This window comes from Vibrio sp. Vb0304, from assembly GCF_033338995.1.
Lineage (GTDB): Bacteria > Pseudomonadota > Gammaproteobacteria > Enterobacterales > Vibrionaceae > Vibrio > Vibrio alginolyticus.
Map to the genome: position 1 here is coordinate 842 of NZ_JAWOTT010000279.1, position 293 is coordinate 1,134.

The 293-nt window shown below is 45.1% G+C and carries 1 protein-coding gene; it reads left to right on the forward strand.

The window, feature by feature from the left end; translation table 11 throughout:
- Window positions 1-293 (forward strand): orotidine 5'-phosphate decarboxylase / HUMPS family protein (locus tag R7P35_RS25640; protein ID WP_318093242.1); only part of this gene is annotated, 293 nt, incomplete at both ends.

Sequence of the window (293 nt, forward strand, 5' to 3'; positions counted from 1 at the left end):
GATTATGATACCCAAGCTGATGCGCTAGCGTTTGTAGATAGAATTGATCCTGCGTCATGTCGCCTAAAAGTCGGCAAGGAAATGTTTACGCTATTTGGTCCTGATTTCGTACGTGAACTCCACAAACGTGGTTTTTCTGTATTCCTGGATTTGAAATTTCATGATATCCCGAACACCTGTTCAAAAGCGGTACGCGCTGCTGCTGAGTTAGGTGTATGGATGGTGAACGTTCATGCAAGCGGTGGTGAGCGTATGATGACAGCATCACGTGAGATTCTTGAGCCATATGGTAA